Below are 20,544 nucleotides of genomic sequence, written 5' to 3' on the forward strand. Positions count from 1 at the left end.
CTGCTCCCGCCCCACCCCCGGGGCGGGTTTCGCCTTTTTCGGCATCGTTTAGAAGTAGTTGCCCGATATGCTCAAACGCCTCGCTTGCCTGGCGCTGTTTGCTTGCGCCCCTGTTCATGCTGCGCCCGTGCTGGACCAAGGCCGCCTCCAGCAACTGGCCAATACCCCTTACTGGCTCGCCATTGGTCACTACGAAACCGCCAAGCTCGGCGGCTGGCGTAGCTATGTGGACGATGACGCCTTCTTCCTTGCCAAGGACGGTGCGCATCACCCCGACCAAGAGCTGCAAGCCACGGTCGAAGCGCTGTATGCCCCGGCCAGCCTCGGCGACAAGCACGCCCAATGCGTGTTCCCCGCGCGTACCCGCTGGCTGCGCGAACAGCTCGACCTGAAAGGTTTGCCGCAACCGGACTGCCAGGAATTCAAGACCTGGTACGCATCGATCGACCCGCACAGCGCCGCGCTGATCTTCCCGGCGGCCTACCTGAACAGCCCGTCGTCGATGTTCGGCCACACCCTGCTGCGCATCGACCAGTCCAGCACCCGCAACGACGACACCACGCTGCTGAGCTACGCGATCAACTTCGGCGCCTACATCGAAGGCAGCGACAACAGCATCCTGTACGCCTGGAAGGGCCTGATGGGCGGTTACCCCGGGCTGTTCGCGATGATGCCCTACCAGGAAAAGCTGTCCGAATACCGCAGCCTGGAAAACCGCGACCTGTGGGAATACCAGCTGGACCTCACCCCCGAAGAAACCGGGCGCATGGTCGAGCATGTGTGGGAACTGAAGCAGATCCAGTTCGACTACTTTTTCTTCGACGAAAACTGCTCGTACCGGCTGCTGGAATTGCTGCAGGTGGCCCGGCCGAGCCTGGACCTGACCTCGCAGTTCCCGCTGACCGCCATCCCGACCGATACGGTGAAGGCCGTGAAGCAGTCCGGCATGGTCGCCAGCGAGACCTACCGCCCCTCCCGTGAACGTGAGTTGCTGGCCCGGGCAGAGCCACTCGACCACGCCGAAAAGCAGCAGGTGCTGGCCATGAGTGCCAACACTGCACAGTTGCAGAGCCCCGAATTCAAGGCCCTGCCCCGTGAACGCCAGGCGTTGGTGCAGGACGCCGCGTACCGCCTGGAGCGCTACCGGGCCAATGGCCAGGAACGCGACCCCGGGCAAGCGAAACGCAGCTTCGAGCTGCTGCGGGCGATCAACAGCAACCCCCCGCCCCCCTTGCAGATCGAGCGCCCCGGCCTGCCCGAAGACGGCCACGACTCGCGCACCTGGCAGCTCGGCGCAGGCACCCGTGAAGACCGTGCTTACGCCGAGTACGGCCTGCGCATGGCCTACCACGACCTGAACGACAATGCCTACGGCTTCCCGCTGGGTGCGCAGATCGAGATCCTGCAGCTCAAGGTCCGCCAATACGAAGGCAACGACTGGCAGGTTCAGCGCCTGGACCTGGCCACCATTCGCTCGCTGACACCCCGTAACGAGCTGCTCAAACCCTGGTCGTGGCAAGTGGCCGGCGGCCTGGAGCGGGTGCCGGGCAAGCATGATGACGAGGTGCTGGTAAGCCACGTGAACGGCGGCGCCGGTGGCACCTGGCAACTGGCCGACGGGCTGCTGGGGTTTGCCCTGGGCACGGTGCGGGTCGAGCATCACAACGACTTCGCCCAGTTCATCGCCCCGGCGGCGGGGTTCAATGGCGGCGTGCTGTGGCGCAACGGCTTGGGCAACATGACGCTGGAGGCCAAAGGCGACTACTTCACCAATGGCGAAGTGCGGCGCAGTGTGAGCCTGAACCAGCAGTGGGAAATCAGCCAGAACCTGGGGTTGCGCTTGAGTGCTTCGCGCGAGTTCAGCCACCTGGCCACGGCGCAGAACGAGGTGATGCTGGAGCTGAAGTGGTATCACTACTGAGGCCGCTTTGCGGCCTTTCGCGGGCGTGCCCGCGAATGGGCCAGTGTGGCCAGCAACGCAGTGTGACCCAACCGACTCTTTGACACTGTTTTGACAGGTCCCCGACAAATCGCCACCTAGACTCTCCACTATCAACGAGAGGGTCTGGTGGTTATGTCGCGGTACTGGTTCGGCGTGTGCATTGCGTTGTTGCTGTCAGGTTGCGAAACCACCCACGAGCAGATGCTCAATCACGGCTATCCCCCCGCCTATGCCGATGGTTTCCAGGACGGCTGCAGCAGTGGCCGCCAGGCGGCCGGGTTGATGGTGGGCGGCTTCAGCAAAAACGTGCCGCGCTACCTGCACGAGCGCCAGTACGAGACCGGCTGGGACGATGGCTTCCGCCAGTGCCATGCCATGCAGAACAGTGAGGAGCAGCGTGAATACCACGAGCGCTTCTGGGACCAGCGCGACCGCGAGTGGGAACAGGAAAAGGACCGCGGTGCCGCCAAGGCTTATCGCCATAACTGAGTCGCAAACGGACATCCCTTGAAACCGGTGGCCTGCCATGATGGTCTCCTGCACAAGGAGGCCCTGCATGAGCCGAGCATTCGTCAACGAAGACCAGGCTGCCGCCCAGGCCGACCAGCCTGTAGAGAGACGCGTCAGCGACCAACCCAATTACGTCACCGCCAACGGCCTGCGCCAACTGCAGGCACGCGTGGCCGACCTGAATGCCTTGCGCAGCGAATTGCAGGCGCAGGGCGAACGTGGCGACAAGCAACGGCTGGCCGATACCGAACGGGACCTGCGTTACTTCAGCGCGCGGGTGCAGAGTGCCCAGGTGGTACCGGCGGTGACCTCGCGGAACAAGGTGCAGATTGGTAGCCGGGTGCGGTTTGTGGATGCCCAGGACCAGGAGCAGGTGGTACAGCTGGTAGGTGAGGATGAAGCAGATGCTGGGCGAGGGCTGATCAACTGGGGGTCGCCGTTGGGGCAGGCCTTGCTGGGCGCGGGACCTGGGGATGAAGTGGTTTGGCGGCGGCCGGTGGGGGATCAGGTGATCGAGATTATCGATATCGAAGCTGAGTCCTAAGGGGCCGCTGTGCGGCCCCAAAGGCTTCGGATCAGACCACGCCCTGAGCCAGCATCGCATCAGCCACTTTCACGAAGCCGGCGATGTTCGCACCTTTGACGTAGTTGATACGGCCATCGGCCTCTTCACCGTAGTGCACGCAAGCATGGTGAATCGACTGCATGATGTTGTGCAGCTTGCTGTCCACTTCACCGGCAGTCCACAACAGACGCATGGCGTTCTGCGACATCTCCAGGCCCGACACGGCCACGCCACCGGCGTTGGAGGCTTTGCCCGGGGCATACAGAATGCCGGCGTCCAGGAAGATATCCACAGCTTCCAGGGTGGTCGGCATGTTGGCGCCTTCGGCCACGCAAATGCAGCCATTGCGCAGCAGGGTGCGGGCATCTTCGGCGCCCAGTTCGTTCTGCGTGGCGCACGGCAGGGCGATGTCGCACGGCAGGCTCCACGGCGTCTGGCCCTTGCGGAACTCCAGGCCAAACTGAGCGGCCAGTTCGCTGAGGCGGCCACGCTTGACGTTCTTCAGTTCCATGACCGCGTCCCACTGGGCGTCGGTCAGGCCGGCTTCGGCGTACAGGGTGCCTTCGGAATCGGACAGCGAAATTACCTTGCCGCCCAGGTCCATCACTTTGCGCGCCGCATACTGGGCCACGTTGCCCGACCCGGAAACCGCTACGCGGCGGCCGTCGATACGTTTGTCCTGGCGCTTGAGCATTTCCTCGGCAAAGTACACACAGCCATAGCCGGTGGCCTCTGGGCGAATCAGGCTGCCGCCGTAAGTCATGCCTTTACCGGTCAGTACCGATGTGAACTGGTTGGCCAGGCGCTTGTACTGGCCAAACATGAAGCCGATTTCGCGGGCACCCACACCGATGTCACCGGCCGGTACGTCGCAGTCAGCGCCAATGTGGCGGTACAGCTCGCTCATGAACGCCTGGCAGAAGCGCATCACTTCGGCGTCGCTCTTGCCTTTCGGGTCGAAGTCCGAGCCGCCCTTGCCGCCGCCCATGGGCAACGAGGTGAGGGAGTTCTTGAAGGTCTGCTCGAAGGCCAGGAACTTGAGCACGCTCAGGGTCACCGACGGGTGGAAGCGCAGGCCGCCCTTGTACGGGCCGATGGCGCTGTTCATCTGGATGCGGTAGCCCCGGTTGACCTGGACCTTGCCTTGGTCATCCACCCACGACACGCGGAACAGCACCGCGCGCTCGGGCTCGACGATGCGCTCGAGAATGCCGGATTGCAGGTAGTGAGGGTTGGCTTCGAGGAACGGCCAGAGGGTGCGCAGTACCTCTTCCACCGCCTGGTGGAACTCCGGCTGGCCGGGGTCACGCTGCTGCAGGCGCGCAAGGAAATTGTCGACAGATTCGATCATGGTAGACATCTCACCAAAGGGATTGGACTTATTGGTTTTTTTTCGAATGTACCAAGAAGCAATCGCACTGGAATAGGGCGAAATGTCGTTTTTTTGAAATTATTTGGTGCGTTTATATAAATGTATACAAAATAGGCGCCAGAAACGGTGTCTTCAGGTGTAGGCCAGGCACAAAAATGGGGCCCTTGAAGGCCCCATTCTTGTGCATCAAAAAACCGGCTTACTGGGCCAGCTTCTTGTGCCGTACACGGTGCGGCTGGGCAGCAGCATCGCCAAGGCGCTTCTTGCGGTCGGCTTCGTACTCGGTGTAGTTACCTTCGAAGAACATCACGTTCGAGTCGTCTTCGTACGCCAGGATGTGAGTGGCCACACGGTCCAGGAACCAACGGTCGTGGGAAATCACAATCGCGGCGCCCGGGAAGTCCAGCAGGGCTTCTTCCAGCGAACGCAGGGTTTCGACGTCGAGGTCGTTGGACGGTTCGTCGAGCAGCAGGACGTTACCGCCCTCCTTCAGGGTCAGGGCCAGGTGCAGGCGGCCACGCTCACCACCGGACAGGTCCTTGACGAACTTCTGCTGGTCGCCACCCTTGAAGTTGAAGCGGCCAACGTAGGTGCGCGACGGGATCTCGTAGCTGCCGATCTTGATCATGTCGGAGCCGTCGGAAACCTGCTGGAACACGGTCTTGCCGCCGTCCAGGTCCTCGCGGCTCTGGTCCACACAGGCCAGCTGCACGGTTTCACCGACTTCGATGCTGCCCGAGTCCGGTTGTTCCTTGCCCATCAGCATGCGGAACAGGGTCGACTTACCGGCACCGTTACCACCGATCACACCGACGATGGCGCCTTTAGGCATGGCGAACGACAGGTTGTCGATCAGCACGCGGTCGCCGTAGCCTTTGGAGACGTTCTTGAACTCGATGACCTTGTCGCCCAAGCGCGGGCCAGCCGGGATGTAGATCTCGTTGGTTTCGCTGCGCTTCTGGAATTCCTGCGACTGCATTTCTTCGAAGCGTTGCAGACGGGCCTTGGATTTGGACTGGCGAGCCTTGGCGCCTTTACGCACCCACTCCAGTTCCTCTTTCATGGCCTTTTCGTGAGCGCTCTGCTGCTTGGATTCCTGCGCCAGGCGATCCGACTTGGCTTCCAGCCAGCCCGAGTAGTTGCCTTCGTACGGGATGCCGGCGCCGCGGTCCAGTTCCAGGATCCAGCCAGCGACGTTGTCGAGGAAGTAACGGTCGTGGGTAATGGCTACCACGGTGCCCGGGAAGTCGTGCAGGAAGCGCTCAAGCCACGCCACCGAATCGGCATCCAGGTGGTTGGTCGGTTCGTCGAGCAGCAGCATGTCGGGGGCCGACAGCAGCAGGCGGCACAGGGCCACACGGCGCTTCTCACCACCAGACAGGTGCTCGATTTTTGCGTCCCAGGCCGGCAGGCGCAGGGCATCGGCGGCGACGTCCAGCTGGCGCTCCAGGTTGTGGCCATCGGCGGCCTGCAGGATGGCTTCCAGCTTGGCCTGCTCGGCGGCCAGCTTGTCGAAGTCGGCATCCGGGTCGGCGTAGGCGGCGTAGACCTCGTCCAGGCGTGCCTGGGCGTCCTTGATCACGCTGACCGCTTCCTCGACCACTTCGCGCACGGTCTTGGTCGGGTCCAGTTGGGGTTCCTGTGGCAGGTAACCAACGTTGATGTCGGGCATCGGACGGGCTTCGCCGTCGAATTCCTTGTCGACGCCCGCCATGATCCGCAGCAGGGTCGATTTACCGGCACCGTTCAGGCCGAGCACGCCAATCTTGGCACCCGGGAAGAACGACAGGGAAATGTTCTTGAGAATTTCCCGCTTCGGCGGCACGACCTTGCTCAGCCGATGCATGGTGTAGACGTATTGAGCCAAAACCAAGCCCTCTAATTCAGATAGGTAAAGACATCGACGATCGCCCGGGCAGCATGGCCAGGGGATGTGTGTTTGGAAGTCATTGAACAAAGACGACCATTCTACGCCAACGCGCGGCGTTGCATAGGAGGGGTCGATGGTGGGCAGGGATCGGTGTGATCTCTGGGAGGAATTTGCTGCCTCTGCCGGCCTCTTCGCGGGACAAGCCCGCTCCCACAGGTTCACCACAGGGCCGAAGCAATCAAAGATCCCTGTGGGAGCGGGCTTGCCCCGCGAAGAGGCCGGCACAGCAGCCGAAAGTGGATCAGACTTTACGCTGCTTGCCCTTGCCCCGCGGCAACCGGCAACGGTCGCCCTGCTCGGCCAGGCGCGCAGCCCAGGAAGACTTCACGCTAAAGCCACCGCTACGGGCGGGTTGCTGCTCGGCCACATTATTGGCCGGTTTGACAGCCGCAGGCGCAGTGCTGACCACCTTGGCCGTAGCCTCTACTGGCGTTGGCGCTGCTGCCGCCTTGGCGGTCTTGCGCAGCTCAGCCAGCGATGGGGCCTTGCCCTTGGCGCTGGCGGCAGCGTCAGGTTTTACCAGCGAGCGCTGGCAGGTCTTGCAGGATACGTCCTCGGTCACGGCAGTGCTGACAAGGGTCTGACTGCTGCGCCCACAGGCGGAATCGAGGCCATTGGAGGAAAAGTGAGTAACCAAAACCGAACATCTCCGATGCGTTGTCATGTAAAGCGGGGGTTATTCTCGCACAGGTCGCAGGGGCTTGCCGAACCACCGGACCGGCACCATGGCCAACACGGCTGGCACTTTGCCATAATTCTAGGCATGCTAGCCGGTTTCGGGTGTCCGGCCTTATAGTGCGCCACCGTGGTGCGCCAACCAGACACCGGCACACACCGTGCATGATCCTTCCCTGCCATCGCCAGCCCAATCGCAGGATCAACGCTTGACCAACCTTACTCATTCGTCGTCATTGCGGACCGCGCCACAGGCACCTGCCAGCACCCTGCGCGGGTCGGTCAAGGGTGCGTTGGCGATGCTGGCCCTGATCCTGCTGGGCCTGCTGCTGTGGCAGCTTTTCGCCCAGTTCAACCACACCCAGGCCGACCTGCGCAAACAAAGCCTGGACGCCACTGCGGAGCTGGCCGACCACCTGAGCCTGAACATGGCGTTCAAGGCGCAGCAGGCAGTCAATGTGGTGCAGCCCTACGTCAATCCGCCGACGCCCGCCGCCCTGCCGAGCCTGGTCGATACCCTGCGCCAGCGCCTGCCTGCCCTGCAAAGCGTGGCCTGGCTGGACAGCGCAGGGCAACTGCGCACCGACAGCCTGGCCGGCAGCCCCGACCGCCAGTTGCTTGACGAGTTGCTCACGCTGAACCAGGGCCGCCCCTACTTCTTCACCAATTCAGCCGACAACCGCACCCTCTACCTGCTGCTGCGTCAGTCCCCTGAGCAGGACCGTGGCTACTGGCTGCTGCGCCTGTCGCCCGACTACTACCGCACCCTTACCGTACACCTCGATGGCGCCGGCCACCCCCTGTGGTTGCTGGAAAACAGCCGCAGCGGCGAGGTATTGCAGCGCCACGCGCCGACCGACACCAGCAGCGAGCCGCTACAGAGCGTGATGCTGGCCTTTATCGACAACAGCACCTGGCAGCTGCGCGGCCTGTTCGATGCCCAACTGACCCAGCAGAAACTGCTGCCTGCGCTGATCGGAAAATGCCTGCTGGTGCTGTTCTGCGCCCTGCTGCCGGTGCTGGCCCTGATCAACATGCGCCGCCGCCAGCGCGCGCTGCAGGAAGACCGCCGGCGCTACCAGGAAATTTTCGAAGGCACCGGCGTGGCCTTGTGTGTGCTCGACCTGTCCAGCCTGCCCGGCCAGCTCGACCGCTATCACCTGCGCAACCGCGCCGCGCTCAAGCACAGCCTGGCCCTGGACCCGAACCTGCGCCGCTCGCTGCTGCTGGAGCTGAAAATCACCGAGGTCAACCAGGTCGCTCGCCAGTTGCTGAATATCGAGTGCCACGAAGGTGCCTGGCAACGGCTGATCGACGGCACTGGCGATGGCCGCGACAGCATCGGCATGCAACTGATCGACGCGCTGATCGAACAACGCCCGCTGCTGGAGCTTGAAGTACGCCTGCCGGCGCCGCTGGGCGGCGAGCTGCACCTGTGGCTGATGGCACGCCTGCCGCAACAGCGCCGCGACTATCAGGCAGTCATTCTCAGCATCAGCGACATCACCAGCCGCAAGCAGGTGGAACTGTCGCTGCTGGAGCGCGAAAGCTTCTGGTCGGATGTGGTGCGCACAGTCCCCGACCAGCTGTACGTGCAGGACGTGCTCAGCCAGCGGATGATCTTCAGCAATCGCCATCTTGGCCAGACCCTGGGTTACGACCGCACCGAGCTTGCACAGATGGGCGACCGCTTCTGGGAACTGCTGCTGCACCCCGAAGACGCCGCGCACTATCAGGCCCTGCGCCAGCAACAGCGCGACAACGGCCATGACCAACCGCTGCACTGCCAGTTGCGCTTCCGCCACCGTGATGGCGGCTGGCGCTGCTATGAGATTCGCGAGCAGGTGTTGACCCGTGACGCTGAAGGCTTGGTAACGCGCATCATCGGCGTGGGTAAGGACGTGACCGTGCAGATCGAGGCCAGCCAGTCGCTGCGTGACAGCGAACAGCGCTACCGCATGCTGGCCGAAAGCATCAGCGACGTGATCTTCTCCACCGACAGCCTGCTCAAACTCAACTACGTCAGCCCTTCGGTGCAGAGCGTGCTGGGCTATCAGGCTGACTGGATTTTCGCCAACGGCTGGCAGTCGATCATCGCCAACCCGGCCCAGCTCACCGGCATCTACAGCCTGATGGAGCGCGTCAGCAAGGCGATGGACGACCCGGTTCAACTGGCCCAGCTGCGCAGCCAGTTGCCGACGCAGCTGTTCGTGTTCGACTGCCTGCGCGGCGATGGCCGCAAGATCCCCATCGAACTGCGCCTGGTGCTGGTGTGGGACGATGACCAGCGCTTTGAAGGCGTGCTTGGGGTGGGCCGTGACATCAGCCAGCAGCGCCGTGCCGAAAAAGACCTGCGCATGGCCGCGACGGTATTCGAGCATTCCACTTCAGCCATTCTCATCACCGACCCGGCCGGCTACATCGTTCAGGCCAACGAGGCGTTCAGCCGCGTCAGTGGTTATGCCGTCAGTGAAGTGCTCGACCAATTGCCGGGCATGCTCACCGTGGACGAACAGCAGGAAGGCCACCTGCGCTATGTGGTCAAGCAACTGTACCAGCGCGGCAGCTGGGAGGGCGAGGTGTGGCTCAAGCGCCGTGACGGCGACCACTACCCCGCCTGGGTCGGCATTACCGCGGTGCTGGACGACGAAGGCGACCTGGCCAGCTACGTGTGCTTCTTCACCGATATCAGCGAGCGCAAAGCCAGCGAACAGCGCATCCACCGCCTGGCCTACTACGACGCCCTCACCCACCTGCCCAACCGCACCCTGTTCCAGGACCGCTTGTACAACGCCCTGCAGCAGGCCGAACGGCAAAAGGCCTGGGTGGTGCTGATGTTCCTCGACCTCGACCGTTTCAAGCCGATCAACGATTCCCTCGGCCATGCCGCCGGCGACCGCATGCTCAAGGACATGGCCCTGCGCCTGCTGGCCTGCGTGGATGACGACGACACCGTGGCGCGCATGGGCGGCGACGAGTTCACCTTGTTGCTGCAACCGCGCCCCAGCCGCGAACTGGCGCTCAACCGCGCCATCCACGTGGCCGAGAACATCCTCGGCAGCCTGGTGCGGCCGTTCGTGCTGGAAAACCGCGAGTTCTTCGTCACGGCCAGCATCGGCATTGCCCTCAGCCCGCAAGATGGCAGCGAACTGAGCCAGCTGATGAAAAACGCCGACACCGCCATGTACCACGCCAAGGAACGCGGCAAGAACAACTTCCAGTTCTACCAGGCCGAAATGAACGCCAGCGCCCTGGAGCGCCTGGAGCTGGAAAGCGACCTGCGCCACGCCATGGAGCAGAACGAGTTCATCCTCTACTACCAGCCGCAGTTCAGCGGCGACGGCAAGCGCCTGACCGGCGCCGAAGCGCTGCTGCGCTGGCGCCACCCGACCCGTGGCCTGGTGCCGCCGGGCGACTTCATCCCGGTGATCGAGGAACTGGGCCTGGTGGTAGACGTGGGCGACTGGGTGCTGCGCGAGGCCAGCCGCCAGCTCAAGGCTTGGCACAAGGCCAAGGTGCGGGTGCCGAAGGTGTCGGTGAACATTTCGGCGCGGCAGTTCTCCGACGGCCAGTTGGGCACGCGGATTGCCAACATTCTTGAAGAAAGCGGCCTGCCACCGGCGTGCCTGGAGCTGGAGCTGACCGAAAGTATCCTGATGCGCGAAGTGAGCGAGGCGCTACAGATTCTTGCCAGCCTGAAAAACCTCGGCCTGAGCATTGCGGTGGACGACTTCGGCACCGGCTACTCATCGCTCAACTACCTCAAGCAGTTCCCTATCGACGTGCTGAAGATCGACCGCACCTTCGTTGATGGCCTGCCCGAAGGCGAGCAGGACGCGCAGATTGCCCGGGCAATCATTGCCATGGCCCACAGCCTCAACCTGGCGGTAATCGCCGAGGGCGTGGAAACCCACGAGCAGCTGGAGTTTTTGCGCGAGCATGGCTGCGACGAAGTGCAGGGCTACCTGTTCGGCCGGCCGATGCCAGCGCATCAGTTCGAGGCGCAGTTCGCCAACGAGACATTGTTCATGTTCCATTGATGCTGCATGCACCGGCCCAAAAACCGGACTTAAAAGTCAACTCGAATGCCCGCCCAGCCCAGACACGGCGCGGGATGCAACATGAGCCCCATTGGTCCGCGACTTGATGCCACTTCATATGCCAGCCGCGAATCAATCGGTTAGAATGCCCCCCCAAACTACCCCGATCCTTGAGGACCGCCATGTTCAGCCGTGATTTGACCATTGCCAAGTACGACGCCGAGCTCTTCGAAGCCATGCAGCAAGAAGCCCTGCGCCAGGAAGAGCATATCGAGCTGATCGCTTCGGAAAACTACACCAGCCCGGCAGTCATGGACGCTCAGGGCTCGGTCCTGACCAACAAGTACGCCGAAGGCTACCCAGGCAAGCGTTACTACGGTGGTTGCGAGTACGTCGACATCGTCGAGCAACTGGCCATCGACCGTGCCAAGGAACTGTTCGGCGCCGATTACGCCAACGTCCAGCCGCACGCCGGCTCCCAGGCCAACGCCGCTGTCTACCTGGCCCTGCTGTCGGCCGGTGACACCATCCTGGGCATGAGCCTGGCCCACGGTGGCCACCTGACCCACGGTGCTTCGGTGAGCTCGTCGGGCAAGCTGTACAACGCCATCCAGTACGGCATCGACGGCAACGGCCTGATCGACTACGACGAAGTCGAGCGCCTGGCTGTCGAGCACAAGCCAAAAATGATCGTTGCCGGCTTCTCGGCCTACTCGCAGGTGCTGGACTTCGCCCGCTTCCGCGAAATCGCCGACAAAGTCGGTGCCTACCTGTTCGTCGACATGGCCCACGTTGCCGGCCTGGTTGCCGCTGGCGTGTACCCGAACCCTGTTCCGTTCGCCGACGTTGTCACCACCACCACCCACAAGACCCTGCGCGGTCCACGTGGCGGCCTGATCCTGGCCCGTGCCAACGCCGACATCGAGAAGAAGCTGAACTCGGCTGTGTTCCCAGGCGCCCAGGGCGGCCCGCTGGAGCACGTCATCGCTGCCAAGGCCATCTGCTTCAAAGAAGCCCTGCAGCCTGAGTTCAAGACCTACCAGCAGCAAGTCGTGAAAAACGCCCAGGCCATGGCCAGCGTGTTCATCGAGCGTGGCTTCGACGTGGTGTCCGGTGGCACCCAGAACCACCTGTTCCTGCTGTCGCTGATCAAGCAGGAAATCTCCGGTAAGGACGCTGACGCCGCCTTGGGCAAAGCCTTCATCACCGTCAACAAGAACTCGGTACCGAACGACCCACGTTCCCCGTTCGTCACCTCGGGCCTGCGTTTCGGCACCCCAGCCGTCACCACCCGTGGTTTCAAAGAAGCTGAGTGCAAAGAGCTGGCCGGCTGGATCTGCGACATCCTGGCTGACCTGAACAACGAAGCGGTGATCGACGCCGTGCGTGAGAAGGTCAAGGCCATCTGCAAGAAGCTGCCGGTGTACGGCAACTGATTGGCGACTGCCTGAAGTGAAAAAGCCCGGCCTAGCGCCGGGCTTTTTATTGAAAGCCCCTAACGCGCAGGATGCACCTTGACCAGAGAACAGCTGGAAACCCGCCAGATTCCCCTCTATTTCGCCGCAGTACTCGCCGCCGTTGCCTTCGGCCTGCTGGCCAGCGGCACTGCGCGCCAACTTGAAGCGTTGGTCACCCCCGCCATCGCCGTACTGATGTATGCGATGTTTCTGCAAATCCCTTTCCTGGACCTGCGCCAAGGCTTGGGTAACCGCCGCTTCGTCAGCGCCCTGCTACTGGCCAACTTCATTCTCGTGCCAGTGCTGGTCTGGGCCATCACCCGTGGGTTGGTGGAGCACCCGGCGATTCTCGTCGGTGCCTTGCTGGTGCTGCTTACGCCTTGCATCGATTACGTGGTGGTGTTTACCCACCTCGGCAAAGGCGACGCGCGCCTGACACTTGCAGCAACCCCCGTGCTGCTGTTGCTGCAGCTGGTAATGCTGCCGATCTATCTGGCGCTGATGCTCGGTGACAACAACGATGTGGCCATCTCCATCACGCCGTTCGTGGAAGCCTTCGTGTTGCTGATCGTGTTGCCGATGGCACTCGCCGTACTCACCAGCGCAGGCGCCCGGCGCTCGCGTGCAGTTTCGGCCTGGAACGATGCCTGGGCATGGCTGCCGGTGCCTGCGATGGCCTTGGTGCTGGTGGTGGTGATTGCTTCGCAGATTGCAGTGGTGCTGCGTGATTTCGACCGTTTGCTGCCGGTGATTCCGGTGTACATCGGCTTCATGCTGCTGGCGCCAGCGCTGGGGTTCATCTCGGCGCGGCTGCTGCGCCTGCCGGCCACCGAGGCACGCTCGGTGACCTTCAGCGCCGCCACGCGAAACTCACTGGTAGTACTGCCGCTGGCACTGGCGCTGCCTGAGGAAATACGCGGGTTGGCGGCGGCAGCCGTGATCACGCAAACCTTGGTAGAGCTGGTGAGCGAACTGATCTACGTACGGGCAATACCACGGTTTGTGCGTTGACCCGTGGTACCCGTCAAAGCGAAGCAGGCCCGGACCGGTTGCCTCCCCTCAACCCATCTGGTTAAGGCAGACGACTTTGGGTTGGGTCATGTCCTCGTAGGCGAACCGCACCCCCTCACGCCCAAGGCTTCCATACTTGGCGCCACCAAATGGCATGGCATCGAAGCGGTAGTCAGAGGAATCGTTGATCATTACACCACCAGCCTCGATCCGCCGGGCCAGGCTTAACGCCAACGACAGGTCACGGGTGAACACACCGGCATGCAAGCTGTACTCCGGGGCGTTGGCCAGTGCTATCGCCTGCTCGATAGCCTCGAAGGGCGCCAGTATCACCACCGGTGCAAAGGCCTCTTCAAGCCACAGCCGGCTGGCCTGATCAACGCTTTCCAGCACTGTTGGCGCATACACCGCGCCTTGCCGCTGGTGGCCGCAGAGCAGGCGGGCACCGCCTTGCAGCGCCTGGTTGACGCGTTCTTCGATCTGCCGTGCCGCCGCTTCGGTGATCATCGGCCCCATGTCGGTTTCGCGTCGGCCCGGATCGCCCCATACCATCGCCTGGGTCAATGCCACGAAGCGTGCACGGAACGCCTCATAGATCGAGGCATCTATGAGGATGCGCTGGGTGCCAATGCAGTTCTGCCCGGCTGCCCAGAACGCGCCCGACACGCACGACTCGACGGTGGCTTCAAAGTCACAATCCTTGAGCACCAACACCGGGGCATTGCCGCCCAGGTCCATGGCAAGCTTTTTCAGGCCGGCCCCCTGCGCAATCTGTTCACCTGTCGCGAAGCCGCCTGTAAAGGAAACCATGCGCACTTCACGCACGGCCACCAGTGCTTTGCCCAGCTCGGCGCCCCCTGTGGCTACCGTGACGACTGCCTCCGGCAGCCCTGCTTCAATCAGGTACTGCACCAGTTTCAGGGCAGAAAGTGGGGCCAGCTCCGAAGGTTTCAGAATCACCGCGTTGCCCCCTGCAAGCGCTGGCCCCAGCTTGTGCGCGACCAGATTAAGCGGGTCGTTGTACGGGGTAATGGCCAGAATCAATCCCAGTGGCTCGCGGGTGAACCAGCCCTGGCGCGACTCGGAGCCTTCGTAGGCATCAAAAGGCACCACTTCACCGGCGTTGCGTCGCGCCTCTTCTGCAGACAGCTTGAGCGTGTTGATGCAGCGTTTGACCTCCTTTTCGGCCTGGCGCAGGGTCTTGCCCGCTTCATCGACAATCAGGCCGGCAAAGTCTGCCGCATCCCGCTCAATGAGCTGGGCGGCGTGTTCCAGAATACGGGCCCGGCGGTGCCGGGGCAGCGCCGCGCTTTCACGCACACCCTGACGGGCACGGGCGAGCAAGGCGGGCACCGCCTCTGCCCCGAGGTTGTCGACGCTGCCAACCAGGCTGCCGTCGAAGGGGTTGTACACATCGATCAAGTCGGGTTGCTGCACAAGTACCCGCGATACCGAAGTCAGGCTCATGAACGTTGCTCCTCAGGCCCAATGACCGGCCGTGTGAATGGCGACGATGTCCGACAGCAGGGCAAAAGCCGTTTCGATACGCCCCGCCCCCGGGCCGGACACGGTTACAGCCCCCAGCAACTCGGTGTCGAACGCCAGTGCATTGGTGGCGCCGGAAATACCCGCCAGGGGGTGATGGCCAGGCAACAACTTCGCTTGAACGCTGGCGCGCACCGAACCATCTTGTTCACGGCTGGCGCTGCCGATCAGTTTCCAGCGCTCGCCCGCTGCCTGTGCCCGCTGGATAGCCGCGCTGTCGATGGCACTGATACCGCTGCAGGCAACGTCACCCACCTGCAGGCAGGCACCGAGCAATTCGTTGGCAAGGATCACCACCTTCAGGCGCACGTCATGGCCTTCCACATCGGCGGTCGGGTCAGCCTCGGCAAAACCAAGCGCTTGTGCCTGGGCCACTGCTTCGTCAAAACCAAGCCCCTCTTCCATGCGCGTGAGTACATAGTTCGAGGTACCGTTGAGAATGCCCTCGAAGCCCACCAGGCCCGCACCCGCCAGCGTCTGGCGGGCCATGCGCAGCACCGGGGTGCCGCTCATCACGGCGCCTTCGTATTCGAACGACACATTGTTTGCCTTGGCCAAGGCCTTGAGCGCCTCGGCATGCAAGGCAATCGGCCCCTTGTTGGTAGTGACCACATGCTTGCCAGCTTCCAGCGCCCAACGGCAGAAGGTAGCCGCCGGCTCACCGTCTTTGGGGTTGGTGAATGTGGCCTCGGCGATGATGTCGGCGCCCGACTGCTTGATCACCGATTCATTGAACGCCTCAGCCGAACCTTGAGGGATTTGCGCCAGCGCGCCCTTCTGGGCCGGCAGTGCGGCCAGCACGGCGGCATCCAGGCCGTCGCGGTCGATCACCGACCCCAGGAACAGGTCGGTGACGCCTACGATCTTCAGGCCAAAGCCCAGTTCTTGCTGCCAGCGTGCGTTGCGTTCGGCGATCAGTTGGGCCAGGGCGCGGTTCACGCCACCAAAGCCAACGAGTGCAATTTTGTATTCGGTCATGGTTTGCTGTCCTTTCCAGGCGGTGGGTCGATGAGGACAAGCGTAAGCACCGTGCGATGCCAGTTGAATATGGCAATCCGCTGTATTTATTGGCCAAACTGGCCAGTAGAAAGCGCATGCCTGCGCCAGGGCAAAAACGCAAAACGCCGCCAGGGCGCAAACCCGGGCGGCGTGATGGTAGCCGGTGCAAAGAAGCGGTTCAGACCACTGCGGCCAACACGAACGAAGTCACTGTGTTCTCCACCCCGGGCATGGCGGCGATTTCCTTCCACACATGATGCACCCGCTCCGGGCTTGAGGCCTCGACGCGCAGCATCAGGTCGAACTCGCCACTGAGCACTTCGCAGTGGATCACCTCGGGGATCTGGCGCAGCGCATCCAGCACCGCCTCACCGCGCATGCGGTCATAGCGGTAGACAAAGATCACCGCGTTGATCAGCGACGCGGGCCGTCGCCCCTCTCCGATGCGCAGGGTATAGCCCTGAATGGCCCCATCACGCTCCAGGCGCTCGATGCGCTGGCGTACCGCATTGCGCGACAGGTTCACCTTCAACCCCAGCTCGGCGTGGGCGATACGCGCGTTGGCGGTGAGCTCGGCGAGAATGCGCTCGTCCAGGGGGTCGAGGATGCGCTTCATCGCCCGGCCTGCAACCGGGCCAGCAACTCATGAACCCCTGCCAGGTTCTCGGGCTCCAGCAGCGACCCGTCACCTGCTGCATCCACCACGCTTGCCGGCACCTCACCGTGCCAGGCCCCCAGCTCCGCCAGAAGCCCAGCGGACTTTTCGGGGGCGAACTGCCCCAGCGTGACGATGGGTGCGCCGATGTTGCGACGGTGCAGGCGCCCGGCAAACACCCCTGTCGCGGCATGAGGGTCTACTGCGCTGCCGGTTTCGTGGAACAGCGTGACAATTTCTTCGCGAATCAGGGCATCGTCCACGGCATAGGAGTCGAACAGCATGCGCGCATGCAACCACTGGCGGTTGCCGATGCTCAGTTCGCCACATGCCTCGAAGTGCTGCATCAGCGCCCGCGTCGCCCCCCCATCGCGCTCGTACAGCTCCCAGACGAAGCGCTCCAGGTTGGAGAACAGCGAAAAATCCATGACCGGCGACAACGTCTGGCTGGTAGCGCCACGGCTGTAGCGGTTGCAGTGGATGAAGCGGTGAAGGGCATCGTTGCGGTTGGTGGAAACGATGATCTGGTTGATCGGCAGGCCCATTTTCTGGGCAATGAACCCTGCATAAATCTCGGCAAAACTGGCCGTGGGGATGCTGAAACCTACCGGCCGTACCCCTCCACCCAGCTGTAGCGCAGCATGGAAATAGAACACGATCTGCGCCAGCACGCCGACCCAGTTGGTCGAGTTGAAGCTGACCGGAATCAGCCCGGGGCATGGCCAGTCACGCAGCAGCGCCGACACCAGCGACTGGCAGTCGTCAAAGCTGCCATTCACGGCCACGCAGCTCACGCTGTCGGACACGGCACTGCGCATCACTGCTGCGCGGTCGGCGGGCGTGCCCGCGTTGGGGTACAGCGCCAGCAAGCCTGCCGCAGGGCAATGGCGCAACGCTTCGATGGCCGCAACCGCGGTATCGCCGTTGCTGGCGCCGACCAGAATGACCTGTTCGCATTCAGCCCCTAAAAAGTGCCGCACAAGGCGCGCCTGCAACTGCGCGGCAAAGTCTTTGGAGGACCGGGTGGGCCCATGGAACAGCTGCAAGATCCATTCGTTATGGCCAAGCTGCTGCAACGGCGCAATGCCTCGATGGCGGAACCCGCGATAGCTGTCGCTAACCAGTGCTCTGAGAGTAGGTTCGTCGAGAGTATCGCCGACAAACGGTGCCATTACCCGCCAGGCCAGTTCGTCGAAAGGCAACCACGACCAGCTGGCAATTTCCTGCGGGCTGAACACTGGCACCGAAGTCGGTACGTAAAGCCCGCCATCGTCGGCCAGGCCGGAAAGCAACGCCGTGCGAAAATCGACTCGTGTCTCGTTGCCGCGCGTGGATGTGTACTGCATCGGTGCTCCAGATAGCTACGTAAGTTAACGATGCGCCATGGCCACCAGCCAATGGCTGAACGCCTGGGCATCCGGTGACAACGCTTCACCCAGGCCGCGTACCAGGTAGAACGACTCGCTTGCCTCGATGCGCTGGGCAAACGGAGCGACCAGCCGCCCTTCCTGCAGCAGGTCCTCTACCAGCGAGGAGCGCGCCAGCGCCACACCCAGCCCCAGTTCTGCCATGCGCATGGTCGACACCAACGTATCGAACTGCAGGCCGCTGGAAGAATCGACCTGATCGGCGCCTACCCGCTCCAGCCAGTAGCCCCAGCCCTCCTCGTAGCCCAGCACATGCAACAACGGCACGCGGGCCAGGTCGCGGGGGTCGTGCAGCGGGCAGTCGACCAGCAGCGCGGGGGCGCACACCGGCACCAGCACGTCGCGAGTCAGGCGCTGCGCCTCTACACCGGCCCACTGCCCGCTGCCCCAGCGGATTTCCAGATCATCCTCGGCATCCAACTCCTTGACCCACAGGTTGCTGATGTAGCGGATGTCCACCTGCGAGTGCGAACGCCGGAAATCGGCCAGCCGAGGGGCTAGCCAGAAGTGCAGGAACGACAGGCTGCCACGCACCTTCAGGGGCCGACGCTGGCGTTGCCCGAAGATCTCGTTGGTGCCTACGGCCAGGCGGCTTATCGCGTCCTGCACCACCGGCAGGTAGGACTGCCCTTCTTCGGTCAGCCCCAGCCCCCGAGGCAGACGCTTGAACAGCGCGACCCCCAACTGGCTTTCCAGGTGACGAATCTGCTGGCTCACAGCCCCCTGGGTAAGGTGCAGTTCTTCTGCGGCATGGGTGAAGTTCAAGTAACGCGCCGACACTTCGAAGGCTCTCAGCCAATTCAGGGGGGGCAGGGTTTTCTGGGTCATCGGCGGCTTCTCGTGGCTAGGTTCCGGTGGCCTAGTATTACCTGCTCAGGCGGCCTCGGAACTTGGGGCGACGCTTTCCAGCGCGCCTGTACGGCGGCTGCGGTACTTGCACGTCAGCCAATAGGCCAGGTAGCACCAGGCAATGAAGGGCAAACCGAAGTACAAGGCAACCCGCTGGGCAGGGTCGAAGGCAATGCCAACGCAGGCCAGTACGCAGCCTAAAATGGCCCCCAAGGGTACGAACGGGTAGCCACGCACCCGAAACTTGAGGTCCTCGAGCTTGCCGCCGCTGGCAATGTAATGACGGCGGAATGCAATCTGGCTGGCGGCAATGCTGATCCACACCACCACCACTGCCAAACCTGAAATGGACACCAGCGCCAGGTAGATGGTGTCGGGGGCAAACACACCGCTCAACAGCGAAGCCATCCCGCCAGCCATGCTCAGCACAATCGCATTGACGGGTGTGCCGCGGCGCGACAGCGTGGCGTAACGGCGGGGCATGTTGCCTTGGTCGCTGAGGGTCCAGAGCATGCGCGAAGCGGCGTAGAGGCCAGAGTTTGCAGCAGACAGCAGCGCGGTGATGATGACGAAGTTCATGATGTCGGCCGCGTACGGGATACCAATCATCGCAAAGACCATCACAAACGGGCTTTCGATAACCCCGGCCTGTTCACGCGGCAGCAAGGTGGCCAATACAAAGATGGTGCCGATGAAGAACAGCGCCAGGCGCAGCACAGTGGTACGAATAGCCTTGGGGACGTTCTTTTCCGGGTCTTTGGTTTCGCCAGCGGCGATGCCGATCAGCTCGGTACCGGAGAAGGCAAAGGCCACTGCCAGCAGGGTCATGGCAATTGACCAGAAACCGGTGGGGAACAACCCTTCACGGGTGAAGTTGCCCAGCCCTGCACTGTGCGCCTGCTGGATCTCGAAGCCACCCAGAATGGCCCCACCGCCCACCACCAGAAAGGCGATGACGGCCAATACCTTGACCAAGGACAACCAGAATTCGGTTTCGGCGAACGATCGCACCGAAATGATATTGCTGATGAACACCGTTGCGCCAAACAGCGCACTCCACATCCATACCGGTGTGTCGGGGAACCAGCGCACCATCAGGATACCCGCGGCGGTGAATTCGGAGCCGATGGCCACCGTCCAGGTCAGCCAGTACATCCAGGCCACCATGTAACCGGTGCCCGGGCCGATGTAGCGTGTGGCATAACTGCTGAACGAGCCGACTTCCGGCATGTGTACCGCCAGTTCGCCCAAGCACATCATCACCAGGTAAACCATGATTGCGCCGAGGATGTAAGCGATTACCGCGCCCAACGGGCCGGCTTGGTTAACGGTGTAGCCCGACGTGAGAAACAGGCCGGTACCAATCACACCGCCCAGTGCCAGCATGACGATATGGCGGGTTTGCATGTCTTGCTTGAAGGTATGCGCCGGGGGATTTCCAGTTGTGGTTGTCTGCACGGACATTGTGGGTTACTCATGAAAGTTGGCGGGCAAGGACGTCGCAACGACCCCGTCTTGGCAGAGCGAAGCGAATTGCCTTGCATATTGTTTTTGTTCGACTTCATGA

Annotated in this window: 15 protein-coding genes; 6 read left to right on the plus strand and 9 right to left on the minus strand. The window is 62.6% G+C overall.

What is annotated here, in order from left to right:
• The first annotated feature begins 67 nt into the window (after positions 1-67).
• The 3 genes from P0Y58_26380 to P0Y58_26390 all read left to right on the plus strand — a co-directional run bounded on the left by P0Y58_26380 (position 68) and on the right by P0Y58_26390 (position 2,996).
• Entirely contained in the window at positions 68-1,921 is a 1,854-nt protein-coding gene (locus tag P0Y58_26380; GenBank protein ID WEK30376.1) for a DUF4105 domain-containing protein, read from the plus strand.
• A gap of 153 nt (positions 1,922-2,074) precedes the next feature.
• A complete protein-coding gene (locus P0Y58_26385) occupies positions 2,075-2,431 on the plus strand; it encodes a hypothetical protein (GenBank protein WEK30377.1) in 357 nt (118 codons plus the stop codon).
• 67 nt (positions 2,432-2,498) lie between these two features.
• A complete protein-coding gene (locus P0Y58_26390) occupies positions 2,499-2,996 on the plus strand; it encodes a GreA/GreB family elongation factor (GenBank protein WEK30378.1) in 498 nt (165 codons plus the stop codon).
• Positions 2,997-3,027: 31 nt separating this feature from the next.
• Here the strand turns inward: P0Y58_26390 and gdhA are convergent, their stop codons facing one another.
• From gdhA to P0Y58_26405, 3 genes are all read right to left on the minus strand, one after another.
• A complete protein-coding gene (gene gdhA, locus P0Y58_26395) occupies positions 3,028-4,368 on the minus strand; it encodes an NADP-specific glutamate dehydrogenase (GenBank protein WEK30379.1) in 1,341 nt (446 codons plus the stop codon).
• A 220-nt stretch (positions 4,369-4,588) separates the two neighbouring features.
• Positions 4,589-6,256: an energy-dependent translational throttle protein EttA gene (ettA, locus tag P0Y58_26400; GenBank protein WEK30380.1), complete on the minus strand. Its 1,668-nt coding sequence runs from the start codon at positions 6,254-6,256 to the stop codon at positions 4,589-4,591.
• Positions 6,257-6,560: 304 nt separating this feature from the next.
• The gene (locus tag P0Y58_26405) at positions 6,561-6,956 is read right to left on the minus strand and encodes a hypothetical protein (protein ID WEK30381.1); all 396 of its coding nucleotides are present in this window, start codon (positions 6,954-6,956) and stop codon (positions 6,561-6,563) included.
• Between the two features lie 247 nt (positions 6,957-7,203).
• Between P0Y58_26405 and P0Y58_26410 the strand changes: the two genes are divergently transcribed.
• The 3 genes from P0Y58_26410 (at position 7,204) to P0Y58_26420 (ending at position 13,502) form a co-directional block, all read left to right on the plus strand.
• Positions 7,204-11,034, plus strand: a complete 3,831-nt coding sequence (locus P0Y58_26410) for an EAL domain-containing protein (GenBank protein WEK30382.1) — start codon at positions 7,204-7,206, stop codon at positions 11,032-11,034.
• Between the two features lie 182 nt (positions 11,035-11,216).
• Positions 11,217-12,470, plus strand: coding sequence for a serine hydroxymethyltransferase (locus tag P0Y58_26415; GenBank protein WEK30383.1), 1,254 nt, complete (start codon positions 11,217-11,219; stop codon positions 12,468-12,470).
• 78 nt (positions 12,471-12,548) lie between these two features.
• Entirely contained in the window at positions 12,549-13,502 is a 954-nt protein-coding gene (locus tag P0Y58_26420; GenBank protein WEK30384.1) for a bile acid:sodium symporter, read from the plus strand.
• A gap of 48 nt (positions 13,503-13,550) precedes the next feature.
• Here P0Y58_26420 and P0Y58_26425 read toward each other — a convergent pair whose 3' ends face one another.
• The 6 genes from P0Y58_26425 to P0Y58_26450 form a co-directional block, all read right to left on the minus strand.
• On the minus strand, positions 13,551-14,969 hold the full coding sequence (locus P0Y58_26425; GenBank protein WEK30385.1) for an aldehyde dehydrogenase family protein: 1,419 nt from the start codon (positions 14,967-14,969) through the stop codon (positions 13,551-13,553).
• A 12-nt stretch (positions 14,970-14,981) separates the two neighbouring features.
• Positions 14,982-16,025: a homoserine dehydrogenase gene (locus P0Y58_26430; GenBank protein ID WEK30386.1), complete on the minus strand. Its 1,044-nt coding sequence runs from the start codon at positions 16,023-16,025 to the stop codon at positions 14,982-14,984.
• 199 nt (positions 16,026-16,224) lie between these two features.
• Positions 16,225-16,662 carry an Lrp/AsnC family transcriptional regulator gene (locus P0Y58_26435; protein WEK30387.1) on the minus strand — a complete coding sequence of 146 codons (438 nt, stop codon included), beginning with the start codon at positions 16,660-16,662 and terminating at the stop codon, positions 16,225-16,227.
• On the minus strand, positions 16,659-18,047 hold the full coding sequence (locus P0Y58_26440; protein WEK30388.1) for a threonine synthase: 1,389 nt from the start codon (positions 18,045-18,047) through the stop codon (positions 16,659-16,661). Before P0Y58_26440 ends, P0Y58_26435 begins: the two co-directional genes overlap by 4 nt.
• Before the next feature lie 24 nt (positions 18,048-18,071).
• Positions 18,072-18,956, minus strand: a complete 885-nt coding sequence (locus P0Y58_26445) for a LysR substrate-binding domain-containing protein (GenBank protein ID WEK30389.1) — start codon at positions 18,954-18,956, stop codon at positions 18,072-18,074.
• Between the two features lie 45 nt (positions 18,957-19,001).
• Entirely contained in the window at positions 19,002-20,384 is a 1,383-nt protein-coding gene (locus tag P0Y58_26450; protein ID WEK30390.1) for an amino acid permease, read from the minus strand.
• Between the last annotated feature and the right edge of the window lie 160 nt (positions 20,385-20,544).

It is taken from the genome of Candidatus Pseudomonas phytovorans (genome assembly GCA_029202525.1).
Lineage (GTDB): Bacteria > Pseudomonadota > Gammaproteobacteria > Pseudomonadales > Pseudomonadaceae > Aquipseudomonas > Aquipseudomonas phytovorans.

Excerpts from the sequence above, each read along its gene's own strand:
- P0Y58_26425 (WEK30385.1), bottom strand. The coding sequence starts at position 14,969 with ATGAGCCTGACTTCGGTATCGCGGGTACTTGTGCAGCAACCCGACTTG.
- P0Y58_26435 (WEK30387.1), bottom strand. The coding sequence starts at position 16,662 with ATGAAGCGCATCCTCGACCCCCTGGACGAGCGCATTCTCGCCGAGCTC.
- P0Y58_26390 (WEK30378.1), top strand. The coding sequence starts at position 2,499 with ATGAGCCGAGCATTCGTCAACGAAGACCAGGCTGCCGCCCAGGCCGAC.
- P0Y58_26440 (WEK30388.1), bottom strand. The coding sequence starts at position 18,047 with ATGCAGTACACATCCACGCGCGGCAACGAGACACGAGTCGATTTTCGC.
- P0Y58_26385 (WEK30377.1), top strand. The coding sequence starts at position 2,075 with ATGTCGCGGTACTGGTTCGGCGTGTGCATTGCGTTGTTGCTGTCAGGT.
- P0Y58_26445 (WEK30389.1), bottom strand. The coding sequence starts at position 18,956 with ATGACCCAGAAAACCCTGCCCCCCCTGAATTGGCTGAGAGCCTTCGAA.
- P0Y58_26415 (WEK30383.1), top strand. The coding sequence starts at position 11,217 with ATGTTCAGCCGTGATTTGACCATTGCCAAGTACGACGCCGAGCTCTTC.
- P0Y58_26450 (WEK30390.1), bottom strand. The coding sequence starts at position 20,384 with ATGCAAACCCGCCATATCGTCATGCTGGCACTGGGCGGTGTGATTGGT.
- P0Y58_26380 (WEK30376.1), top strand. The coding sequence starts at position 68 with ATGCTCAAACGCCTCGCTTGCCTGGCGCTGTTTGCTTGCGCCCCTGTT.
- gdhA (WEK30379.1), bottom strand. The coding sequence starts at position 4,368 with ATGATCGAATCTGTCGACAATTTCCTTGCGCGCCTGCAGCAGCGTGAC.
- P0Y58_26430 (WEK30386.1), bottom strand. The coding sequence starts at position 16,025 with ATGACCGAATACAAAATTGCACTCGTTGGCTTTGGTGGCGTGAACCGC.